The 26,228-nt window shown below is 67.3% G+C and carries 19 protein-coding genes; 4 read left to right on the top strand and 15 right to left on the bottom strand.

Annotation, left to right across the window (positions count from 1 at the left end; translation table 11 throughout):
• Window positions 1-26: 26 nt before the first annotated feature.
• Window positions 27-1,124: a serine hydrolase domain-containing protein gene (locus tag CLU94_RS27760; RefSeq protein ID WP_218965329.1), complete on the top strand. Its 1,098-nt coding sequence runs from the start codon at window positions 27-29 to the stop codon at window positions 1,122-1,124.
• A 158-nt stretch (window positions 1,125-1,282) separates the two neighbouring features.
• A complete protein-coding gene (locus tag CLU94_RS27755) occupies window positions 1,283-1,627 on the top strand; it encodes a hypothetical protein (RefSeq protein ID WP_099668072.1) in 345 nt (114 codons plus the stop codon).
• A gap of 9 nt (window positions 1,628-1,636) precedes the next feature.
• Here the strand turns inward: CLU94_RS27755 and CLU94_RS27750 are convergent, their stop codons facing one another.
• From CLU94_RS27750 to CLU94_RS27695, 12 genes are read right to left on the bottom strand one after another with little or no spacing between them, the layout of a single operon-like run.
• On the bottom strand, window positions 1,637-4,075 hold the full coding sequence (locus CLU94_RS27750) for a glycosyltransferase (protein WP_099668071.1): 2,439 nt from the start codon (window positions 4,073-4,075) through the stop codon (window positions 1,637-1,639).
• Window positions 4,072-5,301, bottom strand: coding sequence for a TIGR04063 family PEP-CTERM/XrtA system glycosyltransferase (locus CLU94_RS27745; RefSeq protein ID WP_099668070.1), 1,230 nt, complete (start codon window positions 5,299-5,301; stop codon window positions 4,072-4,074). Before CLU94_RS27745 ends, CLU94_RS27750 begins: the two co-directional genes overlap by 4 nt.
• Window positions 5,302-5,305: 4 nt before the next feature.
• A complete protein-coding gene (locus tag CLU94_RS27740) occupies window positions 5,306-7,258 on the bottom strand; it encodes an XrtA/PEP-CTERM system amidotransferase (RefSeq protein ID WP_099668069.1) in 1,953 nt (650 codons plus the stop codon).
• 10 nt (window positions 7,259-7,268) lie between these two features.
• A complete protein-coding gene (locus tag CLU94_RS27735; RefSeq protein WP_099668068.1) occupies window positions 7,269-8,471 on the bottom strand; it encodes a TIGR03088 family PEP-CTERM/XrtA system glycosyltransferase in 1,203 nt (400 codons plus the stop codon).
• Window positions 8,461-10,047, bottom strand: coding sequence for an exosortase A (xrtA, locus tag CLU94_RS27730; RefSeq protein WP_099668067.1), 1,587 nt, complete (start codon window positions 10,045-10,047; stop codon window positions 8,461-8,463). The genes CLU94_RS27735 and xrtA overlap by 11 nt, the downstream gene beginning before the upstream one ends.
• Window positions 10,044-11,342 (bottom strand): TIGR03087 family PEP-CTERM/XrtA system glycosyltransferase, encoded by a 1,299-nt coding sequence (locus tag CLU94_RS27725; RefSeq protein WP_099668066.1) that lies wholly within the window; start codon window positions 11,340-11,342, stop codon window positions 10,044-10,046. Before CLU94_RS27725 ends, xrtA begins: the two co-directional genes overlap by 4 nt.
• A gap of 15 nt (window positions 11,343-11,357) precedes the next feature.
• Complete coding sequence (locus CLU94_RS27720; protein ID WP_099668538.1) at window positions 11,358-12,437, bottom strand: FemAB family XrtA/PEP-CTERM system-associated protein; 1,080 nt, start codon at window positions 12,435-12,437, stop codon at window positions 11,358-11,360.
• Window positions 12,437-13,294: an XrtA system polysaccharide deacetylase gene (locus CLU94_RS27715; RefSeq protein ID WP_099668065.1), complete on the bottom strand. Its 858-nt coding sequence runs from the start codon at window positions 13,292-13,294 to the stop codon at window positions 12,437-12,439. The genes CLU94_RS27720 and CLU94_RS27715 overlap by 1 nt, the downstream gene beginning before the upstream one ends.
• Window positions 13,291-14,451, bottom strand: coding sequence for a non-hydrolyzing UDP-N-acetylglucosamine 2-epimerase (gene wecB / locus CLU94_RS27710; RefSeq protein WP_099668064.1), 1,161 nt, complete (start codon window positions 14,449-14,451; stop codon window positions 13,291-13,293). Before wecB ends, CLU94_RS27715 begins: the two co-directional genes overlap by 4 nt.
• Before the next feature lie 12 nt (window positions 14,452-14,463).
• Window positions 14,464-15,993, bottom strand: coding sequence for a TIGR03016 family PEP-CTERM system-associated outer membrane protein (locus tag CLU94_RS27705; RefSeq protein ID WP_099668063.1), 1,530 nt, complete (start codon window positions 15,991-15,993; stop codon window positions 14,464-14,466).
• Window positions 15,977-16,819, bottom strand: a complete 843-nt coding sequence (locus CLU94_RS27700) for an XrtA-associated tyrosine autokinase (protein ID WP_099668062.1) — start codon at window positions 16,817-16,819, stop codon at window positions 15,977-15,979. Before CLU94_RS27700 ends, CLU94_RS27705 begins: the two co-directional genes overlap by 17 nt.
• A 16-nt stretch (window positions 16,820-16,835) precedes the next feature.
• Entirely contained in the window at window positions 16,836-18,365 is a 1,530-nt protein-coding gene (locus CLU94_RS27695; protein ID WP_099668061.1) for an XrtA system polysaccharide chain length determinant, read from the bottom strand.
• A gap of 243 nt (window positions 18,366-18,608) precedes the next feature.
• Here CLU94_RS27695 and CLU94_RS27690 point away from each other — a divergent pair, with 243 nt between their 5' ends.
• On the top strand, window positions 18,609-19,232 hold the full coding sequence (locus tag CLU94_RS27690) for an XrtA/PEP-CTERM system exopolysaccharide export protein (protein ID WP_099668060.1): 624 nt from the start codon (window positions 18,609-18,611) through the stop codon (window positions 19,230-19,232).
• 200 nt (window positions 19,233-19,432) lie between these two features.
• Window positions 19,433-20,179 carry an N-acyl amino acid synthase FeeM domain-containing protein gene (locus tag CLU94_RS27685; protein ID WP_099668059.1) on the top strand — a complete coding sequence of 249 codons (747 nt, stop codon included), beginning with the start codon at window positions 19,433-19,435 and terminating at the stop codon, window positions 20,177-20,179.
• 4 nt (window positions 20,180-20,183) lie between these two features.
• On the opposite strand, the gene CLU94_RS27680 is transcribed toward CLU94_RS27685, so the two are convergent.
• From CLU94_RS27680 to prsT, 3 genes are read right to left on the bottom strand one after another with little or no spacing between them, the layout of a single operon-like run.
• Window positions 20,184-20,948, bottom strand: a complete 765-nt coding sequence (locus tag CLU94_RS27680; protein ID WP_099668058.1) for a S1 family peptidase — start codon at window positions 20,946-20,948, stop codon at window positions 20,184-20,186.
• The gene (locus tag CLU94_RS27675) at window positions 20,945-23,425 is read right to left on the bottom strand and encodes a hypothetical protein (RefSeq protein WP_099668057.1); all 2,481 of its coding nucleotides are present in this window, start codon (window positions 23,423-23,425) and stop codon (window positions 20,945-20,947) included. Before CLU94_RS27675 ends, CLU94_RS27680 begins: the two co-directional genes overlap by 4 nt.
• A gap of 3 nt (window positions 23,426-23,428) precedes the next feature.
• Window positions 23,429-26,212, bottom strand: a complete 2,784-nt coding sequence (gene prsT, locus CLU94_RS27670) for an XrtA/PEP-CTERM system TPR-repeat protein PrsT (RefSeq protein ID WP_099668056.1) — start codon at window positions 26,210-26,212, stop codon at window positions 23,429-23,431.
• Window positions 26,213-26,228: the final 16 nt, after the last annotated feature.

Genomic DNA, 26,228 nt, shown 5'->3' with positions numbered 1-26,228 from the left:
AATAAACAACTAACCGACAATTTCCCATGAAAAATCCCGATACGGACAACAAGACGCTGCTGCCATTAAAAGCAGTGGCGTTTTTTTTCTTGCTGATGGCATCCGCCTTCGTGCATGCCCAGGCCGGCGATCATGCCCATGCGGAAAAGGCCGATGATTACTCCGCCAGGATTGACAAGCTGGTACAGGCGACCAGTCCACGACGTTTTAATGGCGTCATTCTCATCACGAAAAATGGAAAAACAAAATACTCGAAAGCGTATGGCTATGCGGATTTTGAAAACAGGATACCGTTAAGGCCGGACGATAATTTCAGGATTATGTCGAACAGCAAGCAAATGACGGCTGTATTGATTTTAAGGGAAGTTGAAAAAGGCAAGATAGACTTGCACAGTCCCGTAAGACGATACTTGCCCGATTTGCCGCAAGCCTGGGCCGATCAAGTGACGGTGCATCAATTGCTCAACTTTTCGGCGGGAATCACTGAAATCGACCAGCCGCTGAGCTTCAAGCCGGGAACGGATTTTCTGTATGGCGTGACAACGTATGCCATGCTGGGTCAAATTTTTGAAAAAGTCAGCGGGAAAACGTATATCGAGGCAGCAAATGACTTGTTCAAGGAACTGGGGATGAAAAACAGTTTTTGCTATGAGGAAGATAAGAATAATAAGGTCATCAATGGCTATGTAAATACGGAAAATGTATTCGCGCTGAAGGCGCATCCCGTGCAGGGAAAAGACTGGATCGGCTTCATCCCGGCCGGCGGTATTGTTTCAAATGCAAAAGATTTGACGATTTGGGATGAAAATCTGCATCGGGGCAGAATGTTAAAACCAGAAACCTATCAGCGGATGACGAGTTACGACATATCCAGCCGGCATGTCGCTTTCGGCGATGGAAAGAACGGTTATGGCTACGGCGTGTATGTGAGCGATACAACGCCCGTCAAATATATAGGCCACTCGGGAAAAGGCCTGGGCTTTGCATCGATTAAAGTGTATTTTCCTGAAAAAGACGTCGATGTGGTCGTGTTGGAAAATCAATATAGCGAGGATAGCGGCCTTCATTACTATTTTGAAATAAAAATAAGGGAAATAGTAATGACTAGCAATCTTTTAAGATAGAAGGCCCGATTTGCTTCAGGAATATATGGAAGAACACCGCATCTGCGCGATTTGCGGTTTATGTGGTTCCTCCAGCGTCACTGTTTGCGCCAGCTGTGGCCTCGCTTTCGCTAGCATGGCCCGCTTGTCGCGCCGGATGAAGTCATCGACAATATGGCATGCCAATCAAGATATCGCCTAAAAAAATCCTGCTGTGCCTGCTCATCCTCAGCCCGGCCTGGTATGTCGCCGCATGCTGCGTGTTTTCCAACAGCCGCAAGGCGGCGTTCTATCAAATCCAGACGGGCGATACGCGGCAAGCGGTGCTTGACCGTTTCGGCGCGCCGACGCATGTGGAGCGTGCGGGAGTCTCTTTCAAACAGTATTCCACCACGCCATGCGCGGCGCCTTGCGTCGAGCGGCTGTGGTTCGAGAACCGCTTGAACACGGAACTGGAGGTATGGTCCTTAGAACTGGACCGGCATGGTCGCGTGGTGGGGAAGAATTATCTGATGTCGTCGTAGGCCGCCTGGCTAGGCGACTTTGCTGAGCACATAGCGGTATTTGCCCGACGCCTCCGCCGCGATTTCGTCGACTTCCTCGATGGCGACGTCCACTTGCGCGCCCAGCCTGGCCTGGAAGCCGGTGACGATGGTGTTGCGCGTGGCGTCGTCCAGGCGGGGCTGGCAGACCAGCAGCACGCGCGTGCGCAGCAGGGTTTCCTGGATGATTTTGAAGCTGCGCACCTGCGGCAGTTCGCGCACGATGTAGACGAGGGCCAGGCCGTGCATGACGGTGCCGTCCGCGGCGGTGAGGAAATCCGTGCTGCGCCCCTCGATTTTCTGCAGCAGGGGCAGGCCGCGGCCGCAGGCGCACGGCTGCGTGCCCAGCGCGCCCACGTCGCCCGTGGCGTAGCGGATGAACGGGTAGTCTTGCGTGGCCAGGTGGGTGACGACGATTTCGCCCGTGGCTCCCGGCGGCAGCGGCTGGCCCTGGCCATCAAGGATTTCCACGATCACGTCTTCGGCCGTGATGTGCATGCCGCCGTCCGGGCATTCGTGGGCGATGAAGCCCGCGTCGCGCCCGCCGTAGCCGTTGGCCACGGGGCAGCCGAAGGCGGCGGCGATCTGCGCGCGCTGCTCGTCGTACAGGCGCTCGGCCGTGACGAAGGCCACTTTCACGCCCAGGCCGTCGAGCGGCAGGTCGCGCGCGCTGGCGTGGCTGGCGATGCGGCACAAGGCCGACGGATAGCCGAACAGCATGCGCGGACGCCAGCGGCGCAACTGCCGCACGTAGCCGTCGAGGCGGTCGGGCGACATGGCAAACGCGGGCAGCAGGGTGGTGCGCAGCAGCGCGTCGCGCAGGCGGCGCACGCGATCTTGCGCATGCAGTTCGATGGGCGAACCCCACAACACGGCTTCGCGGTCGCCGATGTCGACGCCCCACCAGCGCGTGGCGCGCCACTTGGCGGCGATGTCGTGGCTGACCCTGCGCCGTCCCAGGAAAAACTGCAGCGGCTCGCCGCTGGAGCCGCCCGTGGCGAACGGGCGCAAGCCCACGGCGCGGGCGGACTTGAAACTGTCGCGCGCAGCCGCGATGTCGCGCTTGCGCAGCAGCGGCAGGCGCGCCAGATCGGCCAGCTGCCGCACCTGTTCCGGGTCGAAGCCGCTGCGGGCGAACAGGGCGCGGTAATGCGGCACGTGCGCGCCCGCGTGGCGCAGCAGCGCGCGCAGGCGCGCCAGCTGCCACGCTTCCAGCTGCTGCGCGCTCCACCACTGCGAGCGTTCCAGGCGGCGCAGCAGGCGCGCGCTGTGGTGCCCCTTCAACCATTCGTGCAGGGGAAACAGCCAGCGGGCGACGCAGCGCGTGTAGGCGCCGGGGCGCGGCGCGGCGCGGATGCGGCGGTAATGGGCGGCCAGCCGGGGCGCGATGCCGGGCCAGCCGAAGGTGGCGGCGTGCGCCAGGCCCGCGTCTGCCATGGCCCGCGCGCGGGGCGGGTCGCGCAGCAGCGCCACGATGGCTTGCGCCATGGCGGCCGGCTCGCCGGGCGGCACCAGCAGCGCCGTCACGCCATCGTGCAGCAGGGCGGGGATGCCGCCCACGTTGGTGCTGACGACCGGCACGCCGCAAGCCAGCGCTTCGAGCACGGAATTGGGCATGTTGTCGGCCAGGCTGGGATTGAGGACGATGTCGCTGGCCTGGTACAGGGCCGGCATGGCGGCGTTGTCGACGGGGCCGGCGAAGCGCACGGCATCGAGAACGCCGAGCGACCTGGCCAGGCGCGCCAGCGCCGCGCGCTGCGGCCCGCCGCCGGCCAGCACCAGGCGCGCCGTGGGATAGCTCCGTCGCACGAGGGCGAAGGCGCGCACGGCGCTGGCGTTGTCGTACAGGCTTTCCAGGTGGCGCGCCACGAGGATGCACGGGCCATCGGCCGATGCCGGCGCGGCACGTGCGGCGTGGGTAAAACGCTGCAAGTCCACCACGTTCGGCACGATGTGGGCCGTATGGCCATGGCGTTCGAAGACGCCGGCCAGGTAGGCCGAGGGCACGACGATGGCGCTGGCGCGGCGCAGGCTGAAGGCCACCAGGCGCGGCGAGCGGGCGAAAAAAGCGGCCGCTTCGCCACCGCGGTAGTTGAGCAGGGCCGGCTTGCCTTTCAGGCTGGCGATCCACAGCGCGGGCGCGGCCTGCAAATGCCAGGACCAGCCGGAATTGGCCATGATGTGGAACAGGTCGACCGTATTGGCGGCGCGCCACAGGCGCCACAGGTGCACGGGCAGGCGCAGCGCGGCGCGCAGGTAGCGGATGCGCGCCAGCCAGGCTGGCAGCAGGGGGCCGTTGACGGCCAGCAGCTGCACTTGCGCGCCATCGTCGCGCAGCTTGCGCGCCAGTTGCGCCGTCTGATTCGCCATGCCGCCGGCCGGCGGCGGCAGCGGGCCGACCAGTGCGATGCGCAGGCCCGTGAAGATCATGGCATCGCTCCCGCCGCCACGCGTGCCGCGGCCACGCGCGCATACACGGGCGCGTAGCGGCCCACGCTGGCGTCCCAGCTGCGCTCCGTCTCGACGAAGGCGCGCGCCTGGCGCCGCAGCGCCGGCCAGCTGGCGGGCGCCAGCAGCAGGGCCAGTATGGCGTGCGCCAGCGCGTCGGCGTCGCCGGCGCGAAACAGCATGCCCGTCTTGCCATGCTGGAGCAGTTCGCGGTGGCCGCCCACGTCGGACGCCACCACGAGGCGGCCCTGGGCCATCGCCTCGAGCGGTTTCAAGGGCGTCACCAGCTCCGTCAGGCGCATGGGCAGGCGCGGGTACACGCAGATGTCGATCAGCTGATAATACGTGGCCACCTGCGCATGCGGCACCCTGCCGGCGAAGACCACGGCGTGGGCGATGCCCAATTGGGCCGCCAGCGCGTGCAGCGCCGCTTCCTGCGGGCCGCCGCCGGCCAGCAGCAGCCGCAATGCCGGCTGCGCCGCCAGCAGGCGCGGCATGGCGCGCAGCAGCAGGGCCAGTCCCTCGTAGGCGTAAAACGAGCCGATGAAGCCGATCGTCAGGTGGCCATGCAGGCCCAGCTTGTGCGCCAGCCAATGGTCTTCCGCGGCGGTGGCGCTGAAGGCGGCCGCATCGACGGCGTTCGGGATGACCGTGATTTTATGCGCGGGCACGCCGCGCGCGCACAGCTCGCGCCGCAAGCCGTCGCAGATGGTGGTGACGGCGTCGGCGCGGCGCAGCGCGTAGGTTTCCAGCGCCCGCGTGAGCCGGTAGCGCAGGCTGCCGGGCCGGCTGCTGCCATGGTCGGCGGCCGCGTCTTCCCAGAAGGCGCGCACTTCATATACGACGGGGATGCCCAGCGCGCGGCCCGCGTTGAGGGCGGCGATGGCGTTCAGGGCGGGCGAATGCGCGTGCAGGATGTCGGGCTTGAGCCGCCGCGCCAGCCGGCGCAGGCGCACGGCCAGGCCGGTGATGACGGCCACCTGCCGCAGCACGGGCAGGCGCGCCCACCAGCGCGCATCGGGCGCCGTGCGGTAAAAATGCCAGCCGTCGACCAGCTGTTGCGCGCCATCCGTCGGCCCCTGCTTGGCACTGGTGAGCTGCATCGTGTGCCAGCCCAGCGCGCGCTGCTGCCGCAGGATGGCCAGGGTGCGGAAGGTGTAGCCGCTGTGCAGGGGCAGCGAGTGGTCGAGGATGTGCAGGATGCGCATGGAGTTACTCCATTGCCATGGCCGGCGCGGGTGCCGGCGCCTGGCGTCCATCGACGGGCAATACCTGGCGCAGGAAGGCCTCGAACATCAGCAGCGCCCACAGGGGTGCGCTGTAGTCGCGCCGCCCGCTCGCATGCTGTTCCAGCAGCAGGCGCACGTAATCCATGTCGAACAGGCCGCACTGCGCCAGGGTGGGGCCGAGCAGCCGCTGTTGCAGGCGCTGGCGCAGCGGGCCGCGCAGCCAGTCGGCCAGCGGCACGGAAAAGCCCATCTTCTGGCGGTACAGCAGGGCGTCGGGCAGCAGCGGGCGCAGGGCTTTTTTCAGCAGGTACTTGCCTACGCCGCGCCGCAGCTTGAACTGCGGCGGCAGGCCGGACATCCACGCCACCAGTTCATGGTCGAGCAGGGGCGAGCGCACTTCCAGCGCATGCGCCATGCTGGCCCGGTCGACTTTGGTGAGGATGTCGCCGGGCAGGTAGGTCTTCAAGTCCAGGTACTGCACCTGTGACAGCGGGTCTTGCGCGGGACTGGCCAGCGCGTGGCGGCGCAGCACTTCCACGGCGCGGTAGCCGTGCAGGCTGCGCCGCAGCTCGGGACTGAACAGGCGCGCGCGCATGGCGTCGCCCAGCAGGCTGACGCCGTGAAAATACGCGTCCGTCGTGTCGCGCGCCAGGCCTTCGAACGTGGTCTTGGCGCGCAGGAAGCGGGGCGCCCAGTCGGCCTTCGGGTACCACCGCCCCAGGGTGCCGAACAGCGACTGGCGCAAGCCGGCCGGCAGCAGCGGGTCCATGGCCTTGCGCACCTTTTCCTCGCGCGTGTGCAGGCGGTAGCGCCGGTAGCCGGCCAGGCTTTCATCGCCGCCGTCGCCCGACAGGGCCACCGTGACGCGCTGGCGCGCCAGCTGGCAGACGCGGTAGGTGGGCATGGCGGAACTGTCGGCGAACGGTTCGTCGTACAGGTTGGCCAGCAGGTCGATCAGCTCGAAGTCGTCCTGCTCGACCTGGCGCGCATGGTGCGCCGTGGCGTAGCGGCGCGCCACCAGGTCGGCGTAGCGCGCTTCGTTGTACGCCGGGTCGCCGAACGAGATGGAGCAGGTGTTGACGGGCGTGCTGCTGGCCCCCGCCATCAGCGCCACGACGGCGCTCGAATCGACGCCGCCCGACAGGAAGGCGCCCAGCGGCACTTCGGCCACCATGCGGATGCGCACGGCTTCGCGCAGGCGCGCCAGCAGCTCGTCGGCCGCCTGCGCTTCGCTGGCGGGCGGGTTCGGCGTGAACGGAACGTTCCAGTACGACTGCGGCGCGGGCAGCGGCTGGCCGGCGCGAATCGACAGGGTATGCCCGGGCGGCAGCTTGCGCGCGTGCTGGAAGATGCTGCGCGGCTCGGGCACGTAGCCGTAGGCGAAATACTCTTCCACGGCCAGCGGGTCGAGCGCGCGCGGCATGGCCGGATGCGCGAGCAGGGCCTTGAGTTCGGAGCCGAACAGCAGGGTGCCGTCGTCCGCCTCGCCGTAGTACAGGGGTTTGACGCCCAGGCGGTCGCGCGCCAGGAACAGCAGGTGGCGCCGGCGGTCCCACAGGGCGAAGGCGAACATGCCGCGCAGGCGCTGCACGCATTGCTCTCCCCATTGTTCCCACGCGTGGACGATGACTTCCGTGTCGCTGCTGGTGCGGAAGGCATGGCCGAACTGGCGCAGTTCCGCCATCAGGCTGCGATAGTTATAGATTTCGCCATTGAAGACGATGGCGATGCTGCGGTCGGCGTTGAACAGCGGCTGCTGGCCGCTGGCCAGGTCGATCACGGACAGGCGCCGGTGCGCCAGGCCCAGTCCCGGCTCGCGGTGCAATCCCCCTTCGTCCGGACCCCGGTGGCGCAGGCTGTGGTTCATGCGCGCCAGCAGCAGCACGTCGATGTCGCGCTGGCCCTGCAAATCAAAGATGCCGCTGATGCCGCACATGGGAGGCCTTTCAGGGAGTGGTGGACAGGGGGGAGGGCTGGCGCGCGCCCGTCAGGCGGTCGTACACGGCCAGGTAGGCGCCGGCCATGGCGGGCAGGCTGTGTTCGGCCAGCACCTGGCGCCGCCCGCGCGCGCCGTGGCGCGGCCCCAGTTCGGGCATGCTGTAATAGTCGAGCATGGCGTCGGCCAGCATCTCGGGCGATCCGGGCGGAACCAGGGTGCCGCTCCAGCCCGACTGCACCAGTTCCGCATTGCCGCCCACCTGCGTGGCGACGATGGGCAGCCCCGTCGCCATCGCTTCGAGGATGGTGTTCGAGCTGCCTTCGGCCAGCGACGGCAGCACGAACAGGTCCATGGCGCGCAGCAGCTGCGCCACGTCGTCGCGCGCGCCGGGCAGCCAAGCCAGGTGCGCCACGCCGGACTGGCGCAGCAAGTCCAGGCAGGCCTGGCGGCACGGTCCGTCGCCGACGATGATCAGGCGCAGGCGCGCGCGGGCGCCCGGCTGCGCCAGCAACAGCAGAAAGGCGTGCACCAGCGAGGCGTGGTCCTTGACGGCCGCCATGCGGCCCACGCTGCCGATGACGAAGGCGCCGTTGCAAAGAAAACCGGGCGGGCCCACGGCGGCCGGCGGGCCCAGGCGTGGATGGAATTGCACGCTGTCGACGCCATTGCCGATGTGCGACACTTGCGCGGGCGCCGCGCCGATGGCGTCCACCAGCCATTGCCCCAGGTCGGCGCTGACGGCGATGAAGTGCTGCACCAGCGGCAGCATGCATTTGCGCAGCAGCCGGTACTTGCGGCGGGTGCCGTGCAAGTCGCTCATGTCGCGCCCGTGTTCGCCATGCACGCGCAGGCGCACGCCGGCCAGGCAGGCCAGCAGTTGCGCTTCGAGGCAGCCCAGGTTGCGCGTGTGCACCAGCGTCGGGCGCAGCTGTTTCAGCACGCGGTACAGGTGCAGGTAGTGGCGCCAGTCCTTGCCCTCGCGCTTGTCCAGGCTGATGACATCGACACCGGGCGTGGTCAGGCGCTGGCGAAACGCGGTGGCGTTCTTCAGGCAGACGATGGCGTGCCGGTAGCGTTCCGGCGGCAAATGGTTGATCAGGTTCACCAGGCCGTTTTCCAGCCCGCCCACGTCGAGCTGGTGGATCACGTGCACGATCAAGGGGGCCGTGCTGGCCGCCGGCGCGCGGCCCGTGTCGGTGTCAAGGGCCATGCGGCAACTCCTGCAAGCGTTGTTCGATGACGGGCAGCGCCGCCCGCAGGAAGGCTTGCAGGTGCGCGCGCGGCGGCGGCGCCAGCTCGTCGTAGGCGGCAAAGACGATGAGGTCGGCGCCATCCTGGCGCTTGCCCAGCAGCTTGGCTTGCGCCAGCAGCAGTTTCACCAGCACGGGCCGGGCCGTGACGACGCCGCCCTGGCGGTAGACGCGCCACACCAGCAGGCGCTCGCCGCCGTGGGCCAGCACGCTTTCGCGAACGTCCAGGGCGCCGCCGGGCAAGCCGACCTGCCGCACGCGCTGCGCCAGGGCCGTCCAGCGCGCGCCGTAGGGCGACGATAGATGCGTCAGCAATTCGGCATCGCGCACCTGGCGCGCATACCAGCGCAGTTGCAGTCCCACCGGCGCGCCGTCGCCGTCCTGGCGCGCATACGTGGCGGCAAACAGCGCGGGCTTGCCCGCATACGGCGCTTGCCAGTCGATACTCCCCGCTGCCGCATCGTGCAGCCGTCGCCAGGCGGGCGGATCGGGCAAGGCCAGCGCGATGGCAGGCAGCGCGGTGCCGTCGTCGCGGTGGCTGGCCAGCGCCAATGCGGGCCACAGGGCCGCCAGCAGCAGGCAGGCGGCGCTGGCGCGTACGACGGCGCGCAGGCTGGCCGCGCCGGTGCCTAGGCGTACGGGTTGAGCTGGCGGCACGGCGCGCGCCGGCGGCAGTTCGCGCCAGCGCGCGGCCAGCCAGAACAGCAGCAGCGCCACCAGGCCGAAGAACAGCCAGCCGTAGATCAGGTGGTCGACGCCCACGGCCAGGCGCATGTTGCTCAGGTGGCCCAGCATCACGATCATATAGGCGCGCACGCCATTGGCGAGGATGGGCACGAGCAGCGCGGCGGCCATGACGGCCAGGCGCCGCCGCGTGCTGCGGAAGTTGACATGCGCGAACAGGGCGCCCAGGGCCAGCGCGGCGATCAGGTAGCGCAAGCCGCTGCACGCTTCCACCACCGACCAGTTGCCGGTGGGCAGAGAAAAATTGCTGCCATCGCGAAACACGGGCACGCCCGTCCATTGCAGCGCGGTGACGGTGAAGGCGGCCGTGAAGTCGATCAGCGGTTCGAGGAAGACTTCGCCAAACGGCACGGCGAGGAACAGGTACGCGAGGGGAAAGGCCAGCAGGCGCACGGCCGGCCAGCCGAGGATGGCCAGCACGCAGGCGGGCAGCATGGCCGTGGCCGCATATTGTTCCACCACGGGCACGTTGGCGGCGTCGGCCAGCAGCCAGGCCAGGCCCAGCGCGCCCAGCAGCAGCAAGCCCGGCCGCGACGGCTGGGGCGCCAGCGCGGCCAGGCGCGCGCGCCGGCGCCAGGCCAGCCAGCAACTGATGGGCACGATCAAGAAGCCGTGCGCGAAGGTCTGCGAGCGCGACCACAGTTCCAGCATCGACCAGAAGGTGGCGTGGTACAGCAGCACGACGGCGGCCAGGGCCAGCAGCAGGAGCGGCAGGGCATGCCGCTGGCCATGCCCGTCCGGCCGGACGGCCGCATCCGGCAAGCAGGCCACCGGGTCGAGTTGCACGCTCATGTGGAGGGTTCCCGCACGGGCAGCACGGGCGCGGCGGCGCCGGCAGGCGTATTCGACCCGGCCTCGGCCTCGGCCGATATGCCCAGCATGGCGCCCAGGCCGCGCAGGTTGCGCTCCCAGTCGTAATCCTGCAAGACCAGCTGGCGCGCCGCCGCGCCCATGGCCGCGCCGCTCGCTTCGGCCGCACCATCCTGGGCATGGCGCAGCACGCGCGCGGCATGGTGGATGAATTCGGCCTCGTCGCGCGCCAGCAGCAGTTCCAGGCCTGGCTGGGCGACGATGCCTTCCAGCGCCTGCGGCGTGGCCAGCACGATCTTGCCCATCGCCATCGCTTCCAGCACCTTGTTCTGTACGCCGCGTGCGATGCGCAGGGGCGCCACGGCCAGGGCCGCGCCCGCCAGGTAGGGGCGGATGTCGGGCACCTTGCCCGTCACCACCACGCCAGGAATCCTGGCCAGCGCCGTCACGGCGGGCACGGGCGCGCTGCCGACGATATAGAACTGCAACCGGGGAAACTCGCGCCGCAGGGCGGGCCAGACGTGGCGCACGAACCATTGCACGGCGTCGATATTCGGCCAGTAATCCATGGCGCCCGTAAACACCAGCGCCTGCACGCCGGCCGGATACACGCTGGCCCGGCCCGGCTGGGGCGTGAAATACGCCGTGTCGACGCCGTTGTTGAAGTATCCCGTCTTGCGCCGCGCCATCGGCGCGCACTGGCGGAACAGGGCCGCCTCGGCCGGCGAAACGAAGCTGGCGGCCGTGAATTGCTGGGCGATATGGCGTTCGTACTGCAGCAGCAGCTGCGCTTCGCACCGGTACAGCAGCGACATGGGCCAGGGTTTGCTGTCGCCGTACTGGCGCCACTTGTCGGAATCGACGTCGACGAAATCGATGACGCGGTGCAGGGCGCGGCCCGCGCTGCCGTCGATGTATTGCGCCATGGGCCCGGAAAAGGCCAGCGCATGGCGCACCTTACCGCCGGACAGCAAGCCGTCGACCCATTGCAGCAGCCGCGCATCGCGGTAATAGTGCACGCTCATGGCTTGCCGCGACAGCAGCGCCTGCATGGCGCGCCAGCGGGCCGTGCCGCGCTGCAAACCGATGAAGCGCGTGCTGGCGCACAGGGCGGCCACGCTTTTCGCGTGCCGCCAGTCGTCGTCATCGTCGATGAAGCAACCGAGGTGCACGCGGAAATGCCGGCTCAGGTATTGCAGCATGTGCCACGAACGTATCTTGTCGCCCTTGTTGGGCGGATACGGCAGGCGGTGGGCGAGGAAGAGCAGTTCGCGCATGGTGTATTTCCTTGCTTAGCCCAGTTGCCGCACGATGTGCGGCCCCAGCAGGTTGGCCAGCGGCAGCGGCAGGCGGCGCCAGGCGCGGATGAACAGCGCGTATTTCGGATTCAGGGGATTGACTTCCGGCAACGCCTTGGCGCGCACGAGCCGGCAGGCATACGGCAGCGGCTGCGGCGTAAAACCCCAGTTCTTCTTGAAATCGTATGCCCCGGTGCCGAGCTTGCTGCGGCCGAAATCGAACAGGCGGCAGCCGCGTGCGCTGGCGCGGCGCATCGCTTCCCAGTACATGAAATCGTTGGCGCCCGTGCGGCGCGCCAGCACGCTGCCGCCGCCATAGTACGGCAGCACTTCGTCGCGGAAATAGAACAGCAGCACGCTCGCTTGCGCCTGCTGGCCGTGATACACGGTGAGGATCTCGCAATCGCCGCCAAACACCGTGCGCAGCAGGGCAAAGTGGCGGCGCGCGAAGACGGGCGTGCCCAGCCGGTGCACGCTGGATGCGTAGAGCGGGTAGAAACGCTCGAGGTCATAGTCGATGGCGCTGTGCAGGCCGCCCGCCATGGCCTTGCGCACGACGGCGCGCTGCTTGCGGGGGATCGCCAGCAGATTCTGTTCCGCCTCGGGGAACAAGGCGCGGCGGAAGGTGGCGTACAGGGGCTTGTGCAGCCAGGCCGCGTCCGGCTGTTGTTCCACCTCGCGCCAGCGGTATTCCAGGTGGCCCACGCCGAGGCGCCGGGCCAGCGCCAGCGCCGCGCCGTCGAGGGCCTGGCGCACGGCCGCGCCGCCGCCGGCGATGCCGCCGTACACGCAAAAGGGCAGCGAAACGAGGGACGAACCGAACAGGCGGCTGCGCAAATGGGCCAGCGGCAGCACGCCGGCGATGCGCCCGTGCTGTTCCGCGTACAGGAAATGGCTGTCGTGCTTGAAGCCCTGCTGCATGATGGTGTGCCAGCCGGCGCGGTGAAAGAAGGTCGCTTCCGGACACGTGTCGACAAAGGCGTCCCAGCGCGCATGTTCGTGCCCCTGCAGCGAGCGCACGGCGATGGCGGCGCTGCCATGTAGCGGGTCGGGAGGAAGGCTGGCCTCGTGCATCATGTGCTTTCCAGAAAAATACGGTCCATGCGGTCCCAGGAGAAATCGCCCGTCAGGCGCGCCAGCCGCGCTTCCATGCGCCCCAGGTTCAGGTAGTGGCGAAAGCGCGTCCTGGCGTCGAGGCCCGCCGGGCGCGGCTGGCCGGGATCGAGTTCCCAAGGATGAAAATAGAATATGCCAGCTTGCCCGTCGCGCGAATTGATGCGTCGCAAAAGCCAGCGCGACAGTGCATACGGCATCAGCCTGAAATAACCGCCGCCGCCGGCCGGCACGTTGCGCCCGCGCAGGCGCACGGTGCTGACGGGCAACTCCAGCACGCCCTGCGGTCCCCGCGGGCGCCAGGCGAAGCGGGGTGCGTCCGGCATGCCGTAGTGGTCGTGGCGGATCGGGTAGATGCTGGAACTGTAGCGGTAGCCCGCTTCCTTCAGCACGTCGAAGGCCCACAGGTTGGCCGCGCCGATGGAAAAGCTGGGCGCCCGGTAGCCGTGCACGGCCAGCCCCGTTATCTGCTCGAGGATGGTCTTGCTGTGGCGCACGTCGTGGGCGAATTGCGCGGTCGACTGGTCGCAGGCGCGCTGGTGCGCATAGCCGTGGCTGGCCACTTCGTGCCCGGCGTCCGCCACGCGGCGCAGCATGGCCGGATAGCGCTCGGCGATCCAGCCCAGGGTAAAAAAGGTGGCGTGGATGCGCCGGCCTTCCAGCAGCAGCAGGATGCGCTCGATATTCGCCTCGACCCGGCATTCCAGGCGGGGCCAGTCGGCGCGCGCGATGTGCGGCGCGAAGGCGGACACCTGGAAATAGTCTTCCACGTCGATGGTCAGCGCATTGCGCAAGATCAAAGATGACGGCGGCGTCATGGCGTGCCCCGGCGCGCCGCCAGCCAGGGCGCGACGACGGCGGCGATGCGTTCGGCCGCGTGGCCATCCCACAGGGGCGGTAGGCGACCGCGCTTGCCGCCCGTGTCCAGGATGGCCCGCGCCAGCGACAGCATGGCGGCCGGCTGCGTGCCGGCCAGGGTATTCGTGCCGTCGCTGACGGTGACGGGCCGCTCCGTCGTGTCGCGCAGGGTCAGGCAGGGCACGCCCAGGGCCGTGCTTTCTTCCTGCACGCCGCCAGAATCCGTCAGCACCAGGCGCGCCTCTTGCATCAGGCCCAGCATTTCCAGGTAGCCCAGCGGCGGCAGGCTGACGATGGCATGCCGCGCCAGCTGCGCTTCCAGGCCCGCCAGGCGCAGGCCGGCCAGGGTGCGCGGGTGGATGGGAAACAGCAGCGGCAGCCGGCGGGACAGCTGTCCCAGCGCCTGCAGCAGCGCTTCGAGTTGCGCCGGGTCATCCACGTTCGATGGCCGGTGCAGGGTCAACAGGCCAAACGCGGGCGGGCAGGCGTGGCCGTGGGCGCGCAGGGTGGCGGCGGGCGCTACGGCGCGCGGCAACTGCTGCCGCAGGCTGTCGATCATGACGTTGCCCGTGAAGTGGATGCGTTCGGCGGCGATGCCTTCGCGCAGCAGGTTGGCGCGCGCGCCTTCCTCGCTGGTCAGCAGCAGGCTGGATAACTGGTCCGTCAGCACGCGGTTGATTTCCTCGGGCATGCGCCGGTCGCCGCTGCGCAAGCCCGCCTCGACGTGGATCACGGGCGTGCCGCGCTTGGCCGCCACCAGCGCGCACGCCAGCGTGGAATTGACGTCGCCCACCACCAGCACGGCATCGGGCGCCAGCGGCGGCCAGGCGTCGAGCACGGCGTCGAAGCGGCGCATGATTTCGGCCGTCTGCTGCGCGTGGTTGCCGGAGCCGACGTCGAGGGCGATGTCGGGCGGGCGCATGTCCAGGTCGATGAACAGCTGTTCGTTCATGGCCGTGTCGTAATGCTGGCCCGTATGCAGCAAGGTCACGTGCACGGCGGGGGCATGGCGCGCCAGGGCGGCCAGGATGGGCGCCATCTTCATCAGGTTGGGGCGCGCGGCCACCACGCACAGCAGGTGCGCCGGCGCGGCGGATGACAGCGAAGGGTCGGACATGCTGCAGCCTCCTTAGAATTGCATGGTGAGCGTGGCGCTGACGCCGTTTTCGCGGTAGTCTCCGCCGCGGTTGCTGGCGTGCCGCGTGTGCCGCACGTCGATGCTGGCCGTCATGTCCGGCTGCAGGATGCGCGTGTAGCCGGCCGTCAAGGTGATGTTGTTGTCGCGCCGGGGCGCGCTCAGCGAACGCACGCCGGCGTAGCCGGCATTGACATTGACGGTGGTGCGCGAATTGGCTTGCCAGCCCCAGCCCAGGTTGCCGCCGACCTGGCGCGTGCGGTCTTCGCTGCCGAACTCCACGCCGGGCAGCAAGCCGCTGTCGATGCCGCTGGCCGTTTGCGCCGTGCGGTCGACGGCCGTGACGCCGACGATCATCGTGCTTTTCGCCGTGGCGCGCGCCATCGTCAGCTTCAGCTGCTTTTGCAGGAAATAGCGGTGGCTGAAGTAATTGATGGCGCCCCGTTCCGGCCCCAGGCTGTTGGCGTAGCGCAGGAAGGCGTCGATGCGCAAGCGCCGGTCGCGCGCATTGAGAAAGATGCCGCGCCACAATTGATCGAGCAGCCGGCCCGCATCGCGGTCGCCCAGGCGCGAAAACTGCGTCGGCATGGTGGTGATGTTTTCGCCGTAGCTCAATTGCCAGTTGGTATGGCGCTGCAGGAAGGTGGCGTCCAGGCTGTAGGTGGTGCCAAAGAAGCGCTTGCCCGTGCTGAAGGCCACGCTGGTGCGCGGCGACGGCGTCCACACGCCGCCCAGCGACCAGAAGCGGCCCGCCGGCGCCTTGCCGCTGGTCGACAGATAGCCTTCCTTTTCCATGCCGCCGCTGGCCGTGGCCGCCCACTTGCTGTTGATGGGATAGCGCAAGCCCGCGCTGCTGCGCTGCATGCGCACGGGCGCCAGCTTGCTGTCCTGCGTGCGGCGCACGTCGTGGCTGGCGTTCCAGGTCCAGCCGTTGCCGCGCGGCTCGCCATTGAGCAGCAACTCCAGTTCATCGCTGTGCACGGAGAGCAGGTCGCCGCCGCTGTCGACCGTGTTGCGCGTGTAGCGCAGCTCGGCCGAGGCCAGGCCGCGGAAACGGTGGCGCAGGTAGGGGCTGATGCCCGTCGTGCGCACGGTGCTGGCATTGTCCGTGTCGGGCAGGCCGTCGATCAGTTGCGGGCCGAATGGCGAGATGTTGCGCCGGCTCACGCTGGCGTCCGCATCGATGAAGAACCAGTCCTGCACCAGCTCGGCGTCGGCCGAGGCGCGCAGTTCGTGGGTATCCGTATCGGCGCGCTGCCCCGACAGGTATTTGCGCCAGCTGTAATCGAGGTGCACGCGCAGGCGGGGACCCGTTCCGATGAGGGCGATGGCGGGCGCGATTTCCGTGATGAAGTCCGATTGCGCCTGGCCGGGCGGCGCGCGCAAGGCATTGTCCGTATAGCTTTCGCGCAGGCGCAGCGACGGTTTCACCAGCCAGTCGACGGCGCCGGCCGGCAGGGGCAGCAGCAGGGACAGGAACGGCAGCAGCGGCAGCGGAACCCGGCCGCTAGTCGTAATAGCCATAGCCGTAGTAGTCGTTGCCGGGGAACGATTTGGTCTTGTTGTAGATCAAATGAATGTGTTCGCACGACTCGATCTGCCGCAGCGCTTCCTTGACGGCGTGCTGCGTCGTCGTTTCCGCCTCGACCACCATCACCACTTGTCCCATCTGCCCGACCAGCGCGTGCGCCTCGCTGGTGATCAAGAGGGGCGGCGAATCGAAGATGACGACGCGGTCGCTGTAGCGGCTGGCAATTTCCGCCAGCAGGCGGCTCATGGCGCGGCTGGCCAGCAATTCCGTCGCATGCTTGTTGCTGCGCCCGGCGGGCAGGATGCTCAGGTTGGCCACGTTGGTTTTCAGGATCACGTCGCCCATGGCCAGTTGCGGGTCGAGCAGCACGTCCATCAGCCCCGGCTCCGGCGGCAGGCCCAGCACTTTCAGCACGGACGGGCGCGCCACGTCGGCATCGACCAGCAGCACCGTGATATCCATTTCCATGGCGATGCTCATGGCCAGGTTGACGGCGCAATACGTCTTGCCTTCGCCGGGCATGGCGCTGGTGACGACGATCAGGTTGCCGTGGCGGATGGCCTCTGCGCCGCTGGCGCGCGCCTGGCGCAGCAGCGGGCGCTTGATGATGCGGAAATCCTCGGCCACCGAGCTGCGTCCGCCTTCCTGCGTGAGCATGCCTTGCTCCGCCAGCCGGGCCAGGTTCAGGGGGCGGTACTGGGGCGACCGGGCCGCGTCCGCGCCATCCGCACCCGCCGCGCCCTCCACGCCGTACGGCACGCCGGCCTCGGCCACGCCCAGGATGGTGGGTTCCTGCTTGCCGCTGTCCTTGCTGCTCATCGTCGCTCCCCGGGATCTAGAATTTCAGCAGCGCGGCCGTCATGACCCCGCCGTACAGCACGAACAGGCTGCCCAGGCAGGCGCCAAAGCCGTAGCGGGCGCGGCGGCGGCGCACTTGCTGCAGCGCCGTCCAGTTCATCGATACCGTGCCCAGCACGTTCAAGCCCGTGGCGTCGCGCAGTTCGGCGGGGCTGAGGAAGGTGGGACGCACCTGGCTGATGAGCAAGGCCGTGGCGACGCCGGCCACCAGGGCCGCGCCCAGCGCCGCGCTGAACAGCAGCGGGCGGTTCGGGCCGACGGGCGCATATTGCACCGTGGGCGGGTCGATGATCTTGAAGGCCATCATTTCCGTGGTGGAACTGAGCTCACCCGACAGCTTGGCCGCTTCGCGCCGGCCGATCAGCTTTTCATAGTTTTCCTTGTTGATGATGTAATCGCGGTTCAGCTGCGCCAGCTGCGATTCCACCTCGGGCACGGCATTGCTCTGCGCCAGCAGGCGTTCATTGCGCGCGTTGTATTCCTGCACGCGGGCGCGGATGGCGGCCACCTTGGCGTCCGCATCCGTCAGCGCCACCTTCAGCTGCTGCAGCATGGGGCTGTAGTTCTTGCCCGGGTCGCCGGCCGCCGTCTTCAGCTTGCTTTCCTCGATCTTGCGTTCTTCCAGCTGGGCAATGAGGCGCTTCGAGGAAATGATGTCGGGGTGCAGTTCCGTAAATTGCATGCGCAGGCTGTCGAGGTTCTTGTTGAGCGTGGCGATGCGCTCGTCGAGTTCGGGATTCGCGATGGCCGATGCGTTCGGCTCCAGGTCGAGCACGGGCTCGTCGCCTTCGATCTGGCTCTGGATGGCCTTGCGCGCCTGTTCCGCCTCGACCAGTTCCAGCTTGGCATTGTTCAGGCTATCGGACGACATCAGCAGCTGGCTGCCATAGTCGATGCCCTGGCGCGGCAGCAGCAGGTTGTTGCGGATCTTGAATTCCTTCACGAGGTTTTCCGCCGCGCTCAGCTTGTCCTCGTAATTCTTGATCTGCTCGTCGATGAATTGCACCGCCTTTTGCGAATCGCCTTTTTTCCCCTGGAAACTGCCTTCGACAAAGATGGTGAGCAGGCTTTGCACCACGTCGCGCACCAGCTTCGGGTCGCGCCCGCTGTAGCTGATCGTGTAGATGTCATACGCGTTGGTGCCCGTGATCTTGATGCGGCTCATCAAGTCGTCGAGCTGGGCCTCGTGTTCGCGTACGGTCTTCGAATCGAGGTCGAGGTCGACCATGCGCATGACGCGCTCCACGTTCGGGCGGCTGAGCAGGGTGCGGCTCATGATGGCCACCTGCTGCTCCGTGTTCGGCACGCTGGTCATGCCGGCCATCAGCGGCTTGAGGATGGTTTGCGTATCGACAAACACGCGCGCCGACGTCTGGAAGTCGTCGGGCAGGGTGATCACCTTGATGAAGCCGACGACGGCCACCAGCCACGCCACCAGCACCGCATGCCAGCGGTACTTCCAGATGCCTTTCAGGCTGGAAAGCAATTGCTGTATCAATTCTTCCATGTCGCTTCCTTCAGGTGACGGTGCCGCACGGTCGATGGGCTGGCGACGGCGTCTTGCAAGAAATGCTTGCCTGTTGAGTAAGCAAAGTATAGGGCGGCTGGGAGGCAAAATTTCCCAAGATGATTGCTTCTTGATACGCCTCAAGGTTGACTTGCCGGGTTTTAATAATCATAGGAAGTTCGCGGCCCAGGCTGGTTCTGCGGGGCCGGCCATGGACGCGCCATCGACTCGAAGAGGCTCCGCATGAATCCGTTTCGCCGTGCATTTGTCTGCAACACGCTGGGCCTGGGCTTGGCCGCCGGCCTGCTGGGCGCCTGCCGCACGTCCCATCCGCTGGCGCCCTCCGACGACAGCGCGCCCATGCACGACTACCTGATCGGACCGGGAGACTCCGTCAACATCATCGTCTGGCGCAATCCGGAAGTGTCGCTGACGGTGGCCGTGCGGCCGGACGGCAAGATCACCACGCCGCTGGTCGAGGATTTGCCCGCCAGCGGCAAGACGTCGACCCAGCTGGCGCGCGACATCGAGCAAGCGTTGGGCAAGTTCATCCAGCAGCCCGTGGTGACGGTCATCGTCACCAATTTCTCGGGCCCGTATGGCGAGCAGATCCGCGTCATCGGCGAAGCGGCCAAGCCGCAGGCGCTGCCGTACCGGCTGGGCATGTCGCTGATGGACGTGCTCATCGCCGTGGGCGGCATCACCGATTTTGCGGCCGGCAACAAGGCCAGCATCATCCGCATGCGCGAAGGCAACCAGCAGCAGCTGGGCGTGCGCCTCGACGACCTCTTGAAGCGTGGCGATATTTCCGCCAACGTCATGATGCGCCCGGGCGACGTGCTGCTGATACCGGAGAGCTTCTTTTAATAGCGGACTCGGCAATATCAAAACAGCACTTATATTTGTCATTTTGTACTTGCAGGCAAATTTCAGCATGCAATTTTGCTATTAAATAGCATATTTCTTCTGTTTTTTTTGCCTGGCGCGGGAACTTCTCCAGTTTTTCTCTTGTCACAAGGCATTGGCTTCAGTCCGTCTCGACGGCGGCCGATGAACGTGAGGACAAGATGAGCTTTGAAGATGAACCCATTATTTCCTTCGACACGCCCGGTACTTTCAATGACCTGGTGGTGGGCGAGGGGCAGATCGACCCTGCCATGGAGCATGAGCTCGACCTGCAGCGCTTTCATATCCGCATGGCCAATTCGCGCGGCCGGCGTGAGGCGGCCAGTTTGCTGATCCGCAAGATGTACGGCTGGCGCGGTTATGCCGTCGATCCCGGCATCGCGCATGCCCTGAATAAAATCACGCTGTTTGCGGAAACGGCCGGCACCACCGTCGGCACCATGACCCTGTGCCTCGACAATGACGAGACCGGCTTGCCGGCCGATGAAAACTTCCGCGACAAGCTCGACATCCTGCGCGAGGAAGGCCGGCGCCTGTGCGAACCGTCGCGCCTGGCCATCGACAAGGGGGTGAGCAAGCGCGTGTTCGCGGCGCTGATTCATATCTCTTATATCTATGCCCACAATATTCACGGCTTTACGGATTACGTGATCGAAGTCAACCCGCGCCACGTGGTGTTTTACAAGCGCATGCTGGGATTCCAGGACTTCGGCGGCGAGCGCGAGTGCACGCGCGTGGGGGCGCCGGCCGTGCTGCTACGGCTGGACCTCGATTACATGGGGGCCCAGATCCGTAAGTACGGTGGCCTGATGGAACAGCATGGGGGTGAACGGTCGTTTTACCCCTTTTTTTTTCCGACATGGGATGAGCCTGGCATTACTGACCGGCTGAGGCAGGGGCGCAATTGATTACTCATTTGTTTTTCAGCAAGAGCGTCTGCATGTAGCTGCCCGGAATCGCGTAGGTGATGCCGCTCGGGGCGCTGATGGCCGCTTCCTTGAGGCCCTTGACGTACACCATGTTGACGATGCCGTAGACGAGACCGGTCTCGGGATCGAACAGGGGGCTGCCGCTGCTGCCCGGATACGCCGTCGCGTCCAGCTGGAACACGGTGTACGGCGCCTTTTGCAGCTGCGCCAGGCGCCGGATGTCGAGGCGCTGCGCGTTTTCGCTGGGCATGACCACCGGCGTCAGCGATGACACGGTGGCGCGGTGCGTCACGTGGTGCAGCCCGAGCAAGGTGCCCAGCGGAAAACCCGTAAACGCCATGGCCTGGCCTTCGCGCACCGTGGCCGCGTCGCCCAGCGCCAGGGCGGGCAGGGGCGCGCCCGCCAGGCGCAGCAAGGCCAGGTCGTGTTCCGTGTCCACCGCCTGGACCCTGGCGGGGCGAAATTGCGCCGCCTCGCCCTGGCCCGTGAGGATGCCGATGACTTCATTCGGATTGGCGTCGAGCAGTTTCTGGATCACGTGGGCGCAGGTCAGCACGCTCAAGCCGTCGCCCGTCACGAAACCCGTACCGATGAAATTCATCGGCGGCGTGCGCGTCTTTTGCAGGCTGCCCACGCCGACGATGGACGGTTTGATGCGCGCGATGGTTTGCGCCAGCGGCGCATCGGCGCGGCACGGCGCGCTGGCCAGGGCCAGGCAGAATAGGAGGGCGGAAAACAGGGTTGTCATGGCGGCGCGCTTTCAAGGTGGGGAGGTGGCGGGGAAGGCGCGGGCTGCAGCAGCGCGCACAGCAGCATCAGATGGCACAGCAGGACGAGGCGCGGCACGTCGAGCAGGCTGTCGAACAGGCCGACGACGAGAAAACCCAGCAGGGCGGCGGCGCAGGCCAGCGCGCCCGGCTCGCCCCGCGCGGCGCGGCGCAGCAGGCGTAGGCCGGCCACGGCCAGCAGGGCCAGCATGGTCAGTGCGCCGCACCAGCCCGTTTCCACCAGCAGATGCAGCGCCATGCTCTTGATATGCCACGGCAAGTGATGGTGGTCGCTGCTGAAAAACCAGTAATTGTTGGCCTGCGTAAAGCGGCCGTTGGCGATCAGTTCCTCGCCGCCGGGCGCGCGCAAGCTCAGGTTGTCGACGTCGAGCACGGACGAGGCGGCCGTGCCGCTGGCCGCCAGTTCCAGCTGCACGGGCGGGCGCAGCAGCCAGGCGCCCGTGCCCAGCCAGGCGCTGTCGAACGGCACGTCATAGTGTTGCCAGGCCGCCGGCGGATTGCCTGGCGGGGGCGGGCGCAGGCGCAGGGGGATTTCCACGCAATTTTGTGCATACAGCAATTGCCGCTGGCACAGGCGCACCTGCAGCACGGGCATGGGGCCGCTTCTGCGCACATCGAGCGCCAGGGTGTAGCGCGTGGCCGGCTGCACGCGCAGGCGTTGCAGCAGCCGCAGCAGTTCGCCATAGCCGGCGCTGTAGCCGGGACTGGCCAGGCGCACATAATAATTGCCGGGCGCGTCCCTGTCTTCTGCATACGCGATGCTGGCCGGCACCTCGCGCCCCGGATTGTGCCAATAATAGGTGGCGGGAAAGCTGCCGCTGCCCATGCCGAACAGGCGGTTGCCCCAGTCGGGCGGCTGCATGGCCAGCACTTGCCGCCAGTGGCGCAAGCGGCCCTGCATGTCGAAGGCCGTGGTGGCGAAACGTTCGGTGGCGTAATAGCTGGCCGACACGGGGATGGCCAGCAACAGCAGGATGCCGGCCGCGCCCGCGATGCTGAGGCTGGCCCGGTCCAGCCGCCACAGCGGCGGGTGCAAGCGCCCGTTGCACAGCATTAGCATGGCCAGCAGCACGACCAGGCCGGCCGGCAGCAAGGCCGGTGGACCGGCCCAGTGCCAGCCTATCCAGGCGAGATTGCATGCCAGCATGGTCCACGCCATCATCGCCAGGCCCAGCCTGGCTGGACCCTTGCCGCCGGCGCCGCCCGGCCACAAGGTGCCCGTCAGCAGCATGGCGGCCAGCAGGAACAGGAAATACGGGCCTTTCAGCCAGCCGGCCGTTGGTTGAAAGGCCGGTTCCGGCCACCAGGCGGCCAGCAGACCCTGCAGGCACAGCGCACACAGCAGGCTGGCCGGCGCCAGGCGCCATGGCAGGGGCCGCGCCGCCAGCACGAAGCTGGCCGCGAGCAGGACGGCGGCGGCCAGCAAGCCCCGGTAGCCGGCCAGGCTGAACATGTACAGCAGCAGGGCGGTGCCCAGGCCGGCCAGCAGCAGCTTGAGCAAGATGCCCCGCACGGGCGGCCGTCCGCGCGCTTGCCGCCCCGCGCCGGGCGCCGTCCGCAGGGCTTGCCACAAGGCCAGCAGCATGGCCGCCGCCAGGGCCGCGTACAAGCCCCGTGAAAAGGTGGTGAACGCCGCGTGCAGGGCCAGGGCCAGCAGCAGCAAGGCCAGCGCCGCCTGCCAGCGGCTGCGCGCGCGCGCCAGCCACAGGCCCGCAAAGGGCAAGCCCAGGGCCAGGTAGCCGTCCAGCGCGGCGCCGCCCGTGTGCATGGCGGAAAACGGCGCCGTGATGCGGTAGTCGCTCGACAGGTTCAGCAGGCCGGGAAACACGGCCCGCTCCCACAGGGCGAACAGGGACACCGTGGCCAGCCCGGCCAGCATGCCCGGCAGCGCGTAGCGGCGCAGGGCGTGCGGATGCGCGTCGCGCAGCAGCAGCGGCAGCAGCAGCATGCTCCAGGCCCAGGCCTTGCCCAGCCGCAAACTGTTGTAGGGGCTCAGATAATTGTCCCAGGCATTCAGGTCGAGCGGCGCCAGCGGCAGGACGCCGCGCAGCAGCGCCGCCAGCCAGGCCAGGCTGCACAGCAGCAAACATAGGCGGGCGGCGGGCGACAGCCGCGCCGCTGCCGGCTGGCCGGGTCCGCCCAGGCGCCAATAGCCGCAGGCTACCGTCAGCAACAGCAGCACGTCGATCTCTTCGAGGAAGAACCAGCCCGTCCACGGCGCCAGGTCCAGCACGGGCAGCAGGGCGGGCACGCAGAACAGCCAGCAGGCGGGACGCCAGCACAGCAGCAGGAAATACGCGGGCAGCAGGATGGCAAACAGCAGGCCGGGCCAGCCGTGGCCCAGCGGATAATGGCGCAGGGCCAGCACGCAGGCCGCGCCCGCCAGCAGGGCCAGCGGCCGCGCCGCCACGCCGGGCATGGCCGCTTGCACAGCCATGGCCTACAACTGGGTCAGCAAGGCCTGCGCCGCGGCCCGCTGCGGAAAGTCCTTGTTGGCGGCCAGCAATTGTTCCAGTTGCTTGCGCGCACCGCCCTTGTCGCCCGATTTCGCCAGGGCCGCGCCCAGGTGGTATTGCACTTCGGGCGATGCGGGCGCCAGGCCCGCGGCCTTGCGCAGCAGCGTCGTGGCGCGCTTGACGTCGCCTTGCTCCAGCGCGATCCAGCCCAGGGTGTCGAGCACGGCGGCATTCTCGGGCGCCAGCTTCAGCGCCTGCTCGGCCGTGGCCAGCGCGCGCGGATCCTTTTCCTGCTGATACGCCCAGGCCAGGTCGTTCAAGGCCACCACGTTGCCCGCATCCTTGGCGACGACATACTGGAATTGTTCGATGGCGGCGCGGTATTGCTTGGCTGCCAGCCGGGTGCCTGCCAGGTAAGTGCGCGTCGGCAAGTCTTCCGGATGTTCTTTCAGCCACGCGGCCATGCGCGCATCGGCTTCGCGCTCCTGTCCCGACGCCTGCAAGGCGCGGTACAGCTGCACTTGCAAGGGGCCGATGGGACTGATGCCGAAGGCGTGCTGGTACAGCTTGACGGCTTGCTGCGGCAGTTTTTGCTCCATCAGGACGTCGCCCTCGAGCTTGTAGCCGGCCGCCAGCTTCGGCTGCTGTTCCTGCACTTGGCGCGCCACGGCCAGCGCCTCGCGCTGGCGGTTCAGGGTCAGCAGCATGGCCACTTCCACCACGCGCGCTTCCAGCAGGGCCGGGTCGAGCGCCTGCGCCCGCTTGACGGCTTGCAGCGCATTGTGATGGTCGCCCAGCGCCATGTGCAGGCTGGCAATGCGCATCTGCAAGGGCGCCGACGTGGTCTGTATGCTGGCCAGCTTGATGTAGCTGTCGAGCGCGGCCGGCGCCAGGCCGGCGCTGTATTCCACCTGGGCGCGCAGGGCCAGCGCATCGGCGTCGCCCGGATGGCCCGTCTGCAGGGTGCGCGCCAGTTCCAGCGCCTTGTCGGGCGCGCCCGTCTTCAGGTAAAAGTTACTTAGCAGCAGGGCTGGCGCAACGGCGTCGGGATTGTCGCGGTGGGCCCGCTCGAGCCAGCGCCGCGCCTCGTCCGTCTTGCCCTGCGACGCGGCCAGCTTGGCCAGCGCCGCGCACAGGTCGGCATTTTTCGGCGCCTTCGCCAGCGCCCGCTCGAAGCGCTGCCTGGCTTGCTCCGGCTTTTTCTCGACCAGGTCGATTTGCGCCAGGTTGTTCAGCGCGGGCAGGTAGACCGGGTCCATGCCCAGCGCTTGCTCGAAGCTGGCGCGCGCGGCCGGCAAGTCGTGCAAGGCCAGGTAGACGCCGCCTTTCAGGTTCAGCAGCAAGGGATTCGTGCCTTTCTGCTGTTGCTCCATCATCTTGACGCTGGCCAGGGCCTTGTCGTTCTGCTTGTTGCGCAGCAAGGTCATCACCAGCATGGTGCCCGCCTGCGGCGTACTCTTGTCGAGCATGCTGGCCCGTTCCAGTTCACTGATGGCGCGGCCGTTCTCTCCCTGGCCCAGGCGGCTGATGCCCAGCGCCGCGTGCAGCTTGGCCGTGTCCGGCGCCAGGATGCTGGCTTGTTCGAAATACGCTGTCGCCTTGTCGTACTGGCGCGCGCGCAAGTGGGCTTCGCCGGCCAGCGACAGCAATTCCACGTCTTCGGGAAAGGCCGCCAGCATCGGCTGCAGCAAGTCGATCGCCGCGTCGGTCTTGTTGCGCATCAATTCGATCGACGCCATCATCTTGACGGCATACAGGTGCCGCGGATACACGGCCAGGAAGCGCCGCAGGTAGCTTTCCGCCTGGGGCGGCGAGCCGAGCGCCAGTTGCACGGCGCCGGCCAGCAGGATGGACGGCATGTGGTCGGGCGCCGCCTTGAGCACCAGTTGCAAGCCTTGCAAGGCCGCCTTGTGCTTGCCTTCGCGGAAATCGAGCAGCGCCTGGGTTTGCAGCAAGCCCAGGCTGTTGGGCGCCGTCTTGCGCGCCGTGGCCAGCTGGGCAGCCGCTTCCAGGTAGCGGTTTTCCAGGATGTCGAGGTTGGCCAGGTCGATGTGCGCCTGGGTATTGTCCGGTTTTATCTTGAGGATATGCATGTAGGCGAGCCGCGCCGCGCCATTCTTGCCTTGCAGGCGCAGCAGGTCGCCCTGCAGGCGCAAGGCGTCGAGGTTGGCGGGTGCGCCTTTCAACGCTTGCGCCAGCAGCAGCTCGGCCGCCGGCACCTGCTGCTGCAGCGCGGCCAGGCGCGCCAGGCCCAGCAAGGCTTCGAGCTGGTCCGGATGGGCTTCCAGCAGGCGCGCGTACACGGCGCGCGCCTCGTCCTGGCGGCCCAGGGCCAGCAAGGCGTCGCCGCGCAGGGCCAGCACGCTGGCGGGCTGCGCCGCATCGTCGGGAATCTCGGCCAGCACCTTGTCGAACTGGCCCAGCATCAGCCAGGCCTTGCCCAGCAATGGCATCACTTGCTGCGACGCCAGGCCCAGCGACTTTGCCTTGCGCAATTCTTTCTCGGCCGACAGCGCTTCGCCCGTGTCGATGTAGATGCTGCCCAGCAGCAAGCGCGCGGCCTTGTTGTCCGGCTCCTTTTGCAGCAAGTTCTTCAACTGGATGATGGCGGCGCGCGCTTCGCCTTTCTGGCGGTACTGCTGCGCGTCGGCCAGCAGGGATTCACTGCTCTGCGTGCCGTGGCAAGCCGTCAGCAGGGGCAGCAGCAGGGTGCAGCACAGCGCGGCGGCCGGCAGGCCGGGGAAAGGGCGGGGCAGGGAACGGGCCATGGAAGTCTCCGGTAGC

The sequence above is a fragment of the Janthinobacterium sp. 13 genome (assembly GCF_002749695.1).
Lineage (GTDB): Bacteria > Pseudomonadota > Gammaproteobacteria > Burkholderiales > Burkholderiaceae_D > Janthinobacterium > Janthinobacterium kumbetense.
The sequence above is the reverse complement of the archived record's forward strand: the minus strand, read 5'-3'. Positions and strand labels throughout refer to the sequence as shown.